Annotated in this window: 8 protein-coding genes; 5 read left to right on the plus strand and 3 right to left on the minus strand. The window is 40.0% G+C overall.

Features of this window, described 5'->3' with window-relative positions:
- Positions 1-207: 207 nt before the first annotated feature.
- The 3 genes from lolE to lolC are packed head-to-tail and all read right to left on the minus strand — an operon-like array spanning position 208 to position 3,369.
- Positions 208-1,452: a lipoprotein-releasing ABC transporter permease subunit LolE gene (gene lolE, locus Q1K78_RS15980; RefSeq protein ID WP_300181135.1), complete on the minus strand. Its 1,245-nt coding sequence runs from the start codon at positions 1,450-1,452 to the stop codon at positions 208-210.
- The gene (gene lolD / locus Q1K78_RS15985; protein ID WP_300181138.1) at positions 1,452-2,168 is read right to left on the minus strand and encodes a lipoprotein-releasing ABC transporter ATP-binding protein LolD; all 717 of its coding nucleotides are present in this window, start codon (positions 2,166-2,168) and stop codon (positions 1,452-1,454) included. The genes lolE and lolD overlap by 1 nt, the downstream gene beginning before the upstream one ends.
- Positions 2,161-3,369 carry a lipoprotein-releasing ABC transporter permease subunit LolC gene (lolC, locus tag Q1K78_RS15990; RefSeq protein WP_300181141.1) on the minus strand — a complete coding sequence of 403 codons (1,209 nt, stop codon included), beginning with the start codon at positions 3,367-3,369 and terminating at the stop codon, positions 2,161-2,163. The genes lolD and lolC overlap by 8 nt, the downstream gene beginning before the upstream one ends.
- A 171-nt stretch (positions 3,370-3,540) precedes the next feature.
- Between lolC and Q1K78_RS15995 the strand changes: the two genes are divergently transcribed.
- From Q1K78_RS15995 to Q1K78_RS16015, 5 genes are all read left to right on the plus strand, one after another.
- Positions 3,541-4,110: a PilZ domain-containing protein gene (locus Q1K78_RS15995; protein ID WP_300181144.1), complete on the plus strand. Its 570-nt coding sequence runs from the start codon at positions 3,541-3,543 to the stop codon at positions 4,108-4,110.
- A 15-nt stretch (positions 4,111-4,125) separates the two neighbouring features.
- A complete protein-coding gene (mfd, locus tag Q1K78_RS16000) occupies positions 4,126-7,581 on the plus strand; it encodes a transcription-repair coupling factor (protein WP_300181147.1) in 3,456 nt (1,151 codons plus the stop codon).
- 89 nt (positions 7,582-7,670) lie between these two features.
- Positions 7,671-8,573 (plus strand): peptidoglycan binding protein CsiV, encoded by a 903-nt coding sequence (locus Q1K78_RS16005; RefSeq protein ID WP_300181150.1) that lies wholly within the window; start codon positions 7,671-7,673, stop codon positions 8,571-8,573.
- A gap of 118 nt (positions 8,574-8,691) precedes the next feature.
- A complete protein-coding gene (locus tag Q1K78_RS16010) occupies positions 8,692-9,315 on the plus strand; it encodes a thiol:disulfide interchange protein DsbA/DsbL (protein ID WP_300181153.1) in 624 nt (207 codons plus the stop codon).
- A gap of 113 nt (positions 9,316-9,428) precedes the next feature.
- A complete protein-coding gene (locus tag Q1K78_RS16015) occupies positions 9,429-9,857 on the plus strand; it encodes an FKBP-type peptidyl-prolyl cis-trans isomerase (RefSeq protein ID WP_300181156.1) in 429 nt (142 codons plus the stop codon).
- Positions 9,858-9,925 lie beyond the last annotated feature (68 nt).

Consider the following 9,925-nt stretch of genomic DNA (forward strand, 5'->3'; position numbering starts at 1 on the left):
TCACTAATCAAAAATAGTGCTTAAAATTAATTATTACTTCCATAAAATCAATTAATTAGATGTTCCATCCTTATGTAAAAACAACTCAATAGTAAAGCGGAAATTCTGATATGTTGTTATTCCGTATTACTATTTTCATTCAATAAATAAGCCATTGAAATATTCAATGGCTTTAAAATAAAGAGCATCAATTGGTATAACATAGCTTTACTTGGAGCTCAGCACCGCTGCAGGATGTAACTGACTTGCCTTTCTTGCAGGATACCAAGTAGCAATCGCACTTAAAAATATAGCTGTCGCTGTCACAATAGCAACATCACTCCACACTAATTCTGATGGTAAAAAGTCAACAAAATAGATATCACCGGATAAAAATTGGTGCCCTATCAGCGATTCTAACCCCTTAATCATAGGTGTTAGATTTAATGCCACAAATGAACCAAGGGCTGAACCCGCTAAGCTGCCTGTTACACCAGAGAAGATCCCTTGGCATACAAAGATACGTTTAATTAACCCATCATTCGCACCCATAGTTCTTAATATAGCAATGTCTCCAGAGCGATCTTTTACTGCCATCATTAACGTAGACACAATATTAAAACAAGCTACTCCAATCACTAAAACCATGACAAGGTACATGATTGAACGTACTAGTTGAATATCTCTGTATAGATAACCATACTTTTGAATCCAACTACGCAAGTAAACGTATTCCGTTAATGTACCCCCTACCTCTCTAACAATATCTTGGGCATTAAGAACGCTACTCACTTGCAATGACACACCAGTGACACTGTCACCTAAATTAATGTATTGCTGCGCGTCTTTTAGAGGAACAATCGCTAAACCATGATCTACTTGCCCACCTAATGAGAGTAATCCCACCACTTGCAAGCGTTGGCGCTTTGGTGAACGTAGCTGCTTATCGCTGCTCTCATCAGGGATCATAGCAGTGATCCAATCGCCAACCTTAACATTTAACGTATCAGCTACGCCTTTACCTAAAATCACACTTTGGTGATCCGCTTCAAATTTATCCCAAGCGTCTTTATCGATGAATTGAGGTAATTTAGACACCGAGGCTTCAAGTAAAGGTTCAACTCCTCTAACTTCAACCGCTTTTAGCTTACTGCCTCTTTCTAATAAAGCAGTAAACCGAACATAAGGTGCAGCACCGATTACCTTATGGTGTTGTTTGGCTTGGGTCATCATAGTTTTCCAATCATCAATTGGTCGTTTTACCCCTTCAAGCTCTGCGTGAGGAATAACAGATAATACCCTATTTTGCAGTTCACGCTCAAAGCCATTCATGGCAGAAAGGCCAATGATGATCACTGCAACACCAATAGCAATACCGAGTGTTGATGAGAGCGAAATAAATGACACCATTTTATTACGCTGCTTTGCACGTGCAAAACGACCACCAATAAAAAGAGAAAGCGGTGAAAACATTACGCCTCCTGCTCTTGATAGCTGTTTGAACGAATGGTCTCAGTAATAAAGCGACCATCTTGCATACTTAGTTGCTTATCTAATTTTGCAGCCAAAGCCGTATCATGAGTAACCACTAAAAATGCAGTGCCCGACTCTTGATTCAACTCACGCATGAGATTGTAAATATCCAATGCCGTTTGGTGATCCAAGTTACCTGTTGGCTCATCAGCTAATACTAATGCAGGCTTATTCACTAGTGCTCGAGCAATCGCCACTCGTTGACGCTCACCACCTGATAACTCTGATGGGCGGTGTTCAATACGATGCGCTAATCCTACTTTCTCAAGCAATTCAGTCGCTCTTCTCGCCGCTTCTTTCTTATTAATGCCACCAATAAGTAATGGCATCGCCACGTTTTCTAGTGCGCTGAAATCAGACAAAAGATGATGAAACTGATACACAAAACCAATGTGTTGGTTACGGATCTTCGCTTGTTTATTGGCACTCAGTTTTGTTAGTTCATTCTGTTGAAAATGTACAGTTCCTGCTGTTGGTTCATCAAGCGCACCAAGAATGTGCAATAATGTACTTTTACCAGAACCAGATGACCCAACAATCGCCACTAATTCACTTTCATTAATTTGAAAATCAACCCCTTTAAGCACTTCAGTTTCCATTGTGCCTTCTTGGTAAACCTTACGAATACCCTGACAAACTAATAATGGATTACTCATATCTCAATGCCTCTGCTGGTTGTACGACTGCTGCTCGATAAGATGGAAATACGGTCGCTAATAAACTTAATAAAATTGCTAAAACAATGACGATACACACTTGTAATGGATCAACCTGAGCAGGTAAAGATCCACCGACAGTAAATAAAGATAAACCCAATGTAGAAAGAATAACATTGATGTTACTGGCAAATAGAGCCCCCAATGAACCACCGACAATTGCACCTATTACGCCGCTGCTTGCCCCTTGCACCATAAAAATAGAAAGTACTTGGTTACTCGTCATGCCTTGTGTTTTTAATATCGCCACTTCCGCTTGTTTTTCCATAACCACCATAATAAGAGCAGATATGATATTAAACGCCGCGATAGCAACAATAAGACCCAGCATTAAGCCCATCATATTTTTTTCCATTTTCACGGCTTGAAATAACTCACCGCGTTGATCACGCCAGTCACTCCATGTCATGTTATTTTCTAAAGGCAGTTTGGCTAATTCAGTCACTTGGAACGGGTCGTCGAAAAATAAGCGCCATCCTGTAATGTTGCCTTTTTTCAGTTTCATCAAACGAGCCGTGTCTTGAATGTTCGTCACCATTAATTGACCATCGACATCCGAGCCCGTATTAAATACACCGACGATTTTAAAATTACGTTGGCTTGGAATTCGTCCTAATGGCGTGTATTGGCTGGCATTCGTTACCATAATACGCACGGTGTCACCATAACGGACACTTAACTCACGCGCTAATTTTGAACCTAAAAAAATACCATATTCGCCCGCGTTAAGTTGACGCATGCTGCCTGAGATTAATTCATAGGCGATAGGATCATATTCATCAGGGTCAATACCAACAAGCATACCCGCACTCAACCCTTTTGCGCTTTGAATAATCGCTTCACCACGAACAACCGGTGTTACTTGAGTTACGTGAGGTAAGCTTGCAACGTAATTTCTTTCATCTTCAGAAGGGGTTATTTGATCACTTGAACTCGAAATAACGGCTTGTGGTAATACCCCTAATATTCTATCTTTTAACTGAGCTTCAAACCCATTCATCACAGACAATACCGTTACTAACGATAAGACGCCAATGGTAATACCTGCGGTAGACATATAAGATATAAAACGGCTGAACCTATCGCCCGAGCGCCCTCTTAAATATCGCAACCCTATAAATACGGATACTGGATGAAACATAAATTCTCTCAATCATGCTTTTTGAAGCTACAATAATTAATACAGTCTATCACGTAAAATACTGGTATTTATTCCTTTTTTTCTCTTTTGTTCGGCATACTTACTGATTAAACACTTGCTGATACTCAGTGACTTCGCCATAATCAATGAATAATAAATAAAGGGACGCTTATGTCACACGATGAATACTTTTCGGTTCACTACGATTTAACTATTAATGTAGAACCTCTCACTATGGATGCCACGTTACCAGACACAGAAACGTTTGAACGCGAGATCCCAGCCCCATTCCGAGTTGCACAAGAGTGTAGCTCTTTAGATGACGTTTCTGAAAACGAACTTTCTTTCTTAAAATTAGATGATGGTAAACGTCTTGCTAATTACCTGAATAATCAAAATCAAAAACTGAACTTATTACTCTCTTATCTGTTGATTCAACAAGATGATGAAGTTTATCGCCATAAAACCAACTCCTTTGGTGCAAGTAAGTTTACTTATGAAAGTAAGACTGCGTTAACGATTACTCAAAAAGCTAAGGTGAAATTGTTTCTTGAGCATCCACCTTCTGCAATTTATTGCTATGCTCAAGTCGCACAGTGTACGCAGACTGAATCTGGGTATACGATTGAGATGACTTACGATCTCCTTCGGGATATTGACCAAGATTTACTGATTAAAGCCGCGTTGTTTCAACAACAAAAAATACTTAAACTTCGTGCTCAAGAACGCAACTTAACTTAATTATTGAATATCCTGATGCCTATAAAAAACTTACTGTCATTAACATTACCAACCAAAGCAAATGACACTCGCTCAGTTGGTAATTTAACGGGTTCATCTTTAGCACTTGCGATTGCAGAGATTGAACAACAACACACTGGTCCTGTCGTAGTTGCCGTAACTGAACCACAATTGGCGTTTCGTTTACAAAATGAAATTAGTCAGTTTAGTCAACGCGCGGTAGAGGTTTTTCCTGATTGGGAAACCCTTCCTTATGACAGTTTTTCACCGCATCAGGATATTATTTCTGACCGTTTATCACGTCTTTATCATTTGCCTCAGCAAAAAGACGGCACGCTAATCGTTCCGGTAAGTACCCTATTACAGCGTCAATCACCGCAATCGTTTCTGCATAAACATGCCTTAGTGGTTAAAGTGGGTGACCGTCTTTCGTTTGATAAACTGAAACTACAGCTAGAAAAATCAGGTTACTTACACGTTGACCAAGTGATGACTCACGGTGAGTACGCAAGCCGAGGGTCGATTTTAGATTTATTCCCAATGGGTAATGCACACCCTTATCGTATTGACTTCTTTGATGACGAAATAGACACTATTCGTCAGTTTGACCCTGATAATCAACGCACCGTTGAAGAAGTAAAATCAATCAATCTACTCCCTGCTCACGAATTCCCAACGGATGAGGTAGCAATTGAAGATTTCCGTATTCGTTGGCGTCAGCGTTTTGATGCACGCCGTGAACCAGAATCTGTTTATCAGCAAATCAGCAAAGGCGCTTGGCCTGCTGGCATCGAATATTGGCAACCCCTATTTTTTGATGAAACAGAAACCCTATTCGATTATCTGCCTGATAACACGTTATTAATAACAATAGGTGATATCGAGAAAGCGGCAAACGATTTTTTAGCCGATGCTGAATACCGTTATGATCAACGACGCGTTGATCCACTGCGTCCTCTTTTGCCTGTAAATGAGTTGTGGCTTCAAACAACCGATATGTTTGGCTTCTTCAAACAATATCCTCGTGTAAAATTAGCGAGAGAACCAGAGATTGAAAAAGCAGGCCGCTTTAATCCTGATTTATTAGAGCTGCCAGAGATTGCAATTCAGCACCAAAATAAAGAACCGTTTGCACAATTTCGTCAATTTTATGAGAAATTTAGTGGGCAGGTAATCTTTTCTGTTGAATCAGAAGGTCGTCGTGAGGCCCTACTTGAATTACTTGCTCGCATTAAGCTAAAGCCTGCTATTTGTAGTTCAATGAAAGACGCGGTTGCGCATAAACATAAAGCCACCTTGGTAATTGGTTCAGCAGAGCACGGCTTTATTCTGCAAGATCCTTGCGTTGCCTTCATTTGTGAAAGTGATTTATTAGGTGAACGAGTAATTCAACGCCGCCGCCGTGGTGACAATACATCGAACAACAGCAATGCTCTGATCCGTAATCTTGCTGAGCTAAAAGTGGGCCAACCAGTGGTTCATATCGATCATGGTATTGGTCGTTACATGGGCCTTGAAACGTTAGAAGTTGGTGACATGCCAGCTGAATACATGATGTTGGAGTACCTAAACGAAACCAAACTGTATGTTCCTGTCTCTTCTTTAAATCTCATTAGCCGATACTCTGCGGGCGCAGATGACACAGCACCAATCAGTAAATTAGGCAGTGAAACATGGAGCAAAGCTCGTCGTAAAGCCGCTGAAAAAGTGCGCGACGTGGCAGCAGAACTACTGGATGTATACGCAAAGCGTGCCATTAAGCTAGGATTTGCCTTTAAACAAGACCGTGAAGCTTACGCTGATTTTAGATCAAGCTTCCCGTTTGAAGAAACACACGACCAAGAAATTGCAATTAACGATGTTTTATCCGATATGTGCCAAGCAAAAGCCATGGATCGCTTAGTGTGTGGTGACGTTGGTTTTGGTAAAACAGAAGTTGCCATGCGTGCTGCTTTCTTAGCCACAAATAATGAAAAACAAGTGGCGGTATTAGTTCCTACTACCCTACTTGCTCAACAGCATTTTGAGAATTTCCGCGACCGTTTTGCGAACTTCCCAATACGAGTTGAAGTGTTATCACGCTTTAAATCAGCTAAAGAACAAAAAGAAATTTTAGCCGCTACCGCAGAAGGTAAAGTGGATATCCTAATCGGTACACACAAATTATTGCAAGACAGTATAAAATTTGCAGATCTTGGCTTATTGGTTGTCGATGAAGAACACCGCTTTGGTGTACGTCAGAAAGAAAAAGTAAAAGCAATGCGTTCAGACGTTGATATCCTAACCCTAACAGCGACGCCAATTCCAAGAACCTTGAATATGGCAATGAGTGGTATGCGTGATTTATCAATCATAGCGACACCACCCGCTCGTCGATTAGCAATTAAAACCTTTGTGCGTGAAAAAGCGGACGATGTGATCAAAGAAGCGATCCTTCGTGAGATCAAACGTGGTGGTCAAGTGTATGTTCTACACAACAACGTAGAAACGATCCAGAACGCCGCTGAAGAGATTGAAAAACTGATCCCAGAAGCACGTGTTACCTTGGCTCACGGTCAAATGCGTGAACGAGAGCTAGAGCGCATCATGGGTGATTTTTATCATCAACGTTTCAATGTTCTTGTTTGTACTACCATTATTGAAACCGGTATTGATGTTCCAACCGCCAATACCATTATTATGGAGCGCGCAGATAAGCTTGGTTTAGCACAACTTCATCAATTACGTGGCCGTGTGGGTCGTTCACACCACCAAGCGTATGCGTATCTATTAACGCCCCATCCAAAAGCATTGAGTAAAGATGCCATCAAACGTTTAGATGCTATCGCTTCTCTGGAAGATTTAGGCGCGGGCTTTACCTTAGCAACACACGATTTAGAAATTCGTGGTGCGGGTGAATTGCTGGGTGACGGCCAAAGTGGTCAAATCCAATCGGTTGGTTTTACGCTTTATATGGAAATGCTAGAGCAAGCAGTAGAGGCATTAAAAGATGGAAGAGAGCCTTCATTGGATGACTTATTGCGTGAGCAAACAGAAGTAGAACTACGCTTACCTGCATTAATTCCAGAAGATTACATTCCAGATGTAAACACGCGCCTATCTTTATATAAACGAATTGCGAGTGTGGCAAGTAATGGCGAACTCGATGAGCTAAAAGTAGAAGTGATTGACCGCTTTGGTTCATTACCAGAAGCGACCCAAACCTTATTAGTTACCGCTGAAGTAAAAATGCTAGCCGCTTCATTAAAAGTGAAGAAATTAGAAGCACACGGAAACGGGGGTTATATTGAGTTTGAACCTACCGCTGACATAAACCCTATGTTCCTTGTGTCATTATTACAAAAAGATCCGACAGGTTTTGCCTTAGATGGACCTACTAAGGTTAAATTTGTAAAAGACTTAACAGAGAGACAAGTGCGAATTAAATACGTAATAGACTTGCTCAATCTGTTTTACGAAAATAGAATCTAACTATTAGAGTTAAATAATAAGAAAATACTGATTTTTAGTCTCGATTATGGATAACCGAGACTTTAAAGACCCATTTCACTGGAGTTTGAATGAAAAAATTTATTTATGCGTTGATTTTACTAGTAAGCTGGCCTGCATTTGCTCGTCAATTTGATGTTGAAGTCATTATTTTTAAGCACAATGTTGACCCATCATCTTTTCAAGAGTCATGGCCTGATATCCTTGCCCCTATTAATTTAGAACGTGCTTTCTCGTATCGTGATAAAACAATGATGAGCCGTAATGGTGCAGAACTGTTGCCTTCTGGTTATTACAAGCTAAACGAAACTTACACTAAGTTACAGAACCATGCCGGTTTTAAACCGCTAGTGCATGTTGCTTGGCGTCAAGGTGATTCAGGTTCATCACGCTCTCCTATCTTCCATATCCAAGCAGGGCAAGACTTCTCTGACCGTTTTATTGCAGATGGTCGCACAATTGAAGATGCAAAAGCAGACTTATCATTAATCCCTCTTAATGCACCAGCACCAGCGCCAACACCAGTATTAGTAGAAGGAAGCGAAACACTTGAACCAGAAAGTGTCGCTACTGTGAAATCAGGCCCTCTTCTAGAGCTTGATGGCACGATGCAAGTTTATGTGCAGCACTATTTATACGTAAATACGATTCTTGACCTAAAAGTACCTGGGCAACACGAGTTTATCGTCAATACACCTAAAGAAGAAAATGAAGAAGTAGTAACAGACGCTACATCTACAGTTGTTGATGATACGTTAACTGAAAGCGAAACAATAACAGCTGATATTAGTCAAGTTGAAGATCCAAACGCAGATGTTCAATTAGGTCACTTGGAAAACATAACACCTGAAACCGAAGTTAAAGAATTTTTAAAATCTTATCGCATGGAAGAAAAGCGTAAAATGCGCAGTGGCGAAACTCATTACATTGACCATCCGTTAATGGGAATGATCATTCAGGTACGTAAAGTATAATTATATAAACTCTTTACACAATTTTACTAAAATAGGGCGACATTTGTTGCCCTATTTCATTTCTACTTTCTGCAAATCATGCTATTTTCATCTGATATCATAACCAATGGAAATTTACATGAAATCTATTATCAAACCATTATTGCTTATCCTTTCTTCAGCACTTTTTTTAACAGCGTGTGGTGATACCAATGAACCAAAAGAAGGCGTTCAATATGAAGTCCTTTCTACCACATTACCTGCCGATTTAATCGCTCCTGTAACTGAAGTTTTTGCCCTATCTTGTGGCCACTGTCGTAACATGGAAAACTTCTTACCAGTGATTAGCCAAGAAACAGGCACTGATATCGGTAAGATGCACATCACTTTTAACCAATCAGCGCATATTGCTTCTATGTTCTACTACGCAGCAGAAATGCAAGTAGATGGTACACCTGATCACGCGTTTATGGATGATCTGTTTGCAGCAACACAAATGGGTGAAGGCACAACGATAACTCAACAACAAGAAACATATGCTAAAGCGTTTACCTCTAGAGGCCTAATAAGTCCTTACGACTTTAACGAAGAGCAACGTGATATTCTGATCAAAAAAGTGGATAATGCACAAATGCTTTCTGAACAATCAGGTATTAGTTCTGTACCTACTTTTGTGGTTAACGGTAAATACAACGTCTTAATTGGCGGTCATGATGATCCTAAAAAAATCGCTGACACTATCAGTTACCTATTAGAAAAGTAATTAATTTAATACCAATGCAACTAATTAGATAATAATTAATGGCATTGGTATAACTATAAGGAAATATCGTGTCTAAAATTATCATTACCCTTGCGCTTATCGTTGTTGGTTAGATGCTGTGTCAACACTTTGTAAACAACCCAAAAGCAGCAAAAGAGAACATTGAACTTGGAAATGTATTTTTAGCTGAAAATGCCACAAAAGAAGGCGTTCAAACAACAGCATCAGGTCTTCAATATCTAGTACTTCAAGAAGGTACAGGCATTGAGCACCCTACTGCAAAAAACAAAGTAAAAGTGCATTACCACGGCACCACTATCGATGGTAACGTATTTGATAGCTCAGTCGAACGTGGTGAGCCAATTGAGTTTGGTTTAGGTCAAGTAATCAAAGGTTGGACAGAAGGTGTTCAATTGATGGTTGTTGGTCAAAAGATGCGTTTCTTTATCCCAAGTAATTTAGCTTATGGTAATCGCTCAGCAGGCTCAATCCAACCGGGTTCAGTTCTGATTTTTGAAGTAGAATTATTAGATTTTAAATAATCATTGCTAAGCTAAAAAACACAAGAAATTACAAAATGGCAAATCCTTTGATTAGCCATTTTTATATC

It is taken from the genome of uncultured Aliivibrio sp. (genome assembly GCF_946479765.1).
Lineage (GTDB): Bacteria > Pseudomonadota > Gammaproteobacteria > Enterobacterales > Vibrionaceae > Aliivibrio.

What these genes read in the sequence shown, in the direction of transcription:
- mfd (WP_300181147.1), top strand. Translation starts at nt 4,126, where the DNA reads ATGCCTATAAAAAACTTACTGTCATTAACATTACCAACCAAAGCAAAT.
- Q1K78_RS16010 (WP_300181153.1), top strand. Translation starts at nt 8,692, where the DNA reads ATGAAATCTATTATCAAACCATTATTGCTTATCCTTTCTTCAGCACTT.
- Q1K78_RS16005 (WP_300181150.1), top strand. Translation starts at nt 7,671, where the DNA reads ATGAAAAAATTTATTTATGCGTTGATTTTACTAGTAAGCTGGCCTGCA.
- lolC (WP_300181141.1), bottom strand. Translation starts at nt 3,369, where the DNA reads ATGTTTCATCCAGTATCCGTATTTATAGGGTTGCGATATTTAAGAGGG.
- lolE (WP_300181135.1), bottom strand. Translation starts at nt 1,452, where the DNA reads ATGTTTTCACCGCTTTCTCTTTTTATTGGTGGTCGTTTTGCACGTGCA.
- Q1K78_RS16015 (WP_300181156.1), top strand. Translation starts at nt 9,429, where the DNA reads ATGCTGTGTCAACACTTTGTAAACAACCCAAAAGCAGCAAAAGAGAAC.
- lolD (WP_300181138.1), bottom strand. Translation starts at nt 2,168, where the DNA reads ATGAGTAATCCATTATTAGTTTGTCAGGGTATTCGTAAGGTTTACCAA.
- Q1K78_RS15995 (WP_300181144.1), top strand. Translation starts at nt 3,541, where the DNA reads ATGTCACACGATGAATACTTTTCGGTTCACTACGATTTAACTATTAAT.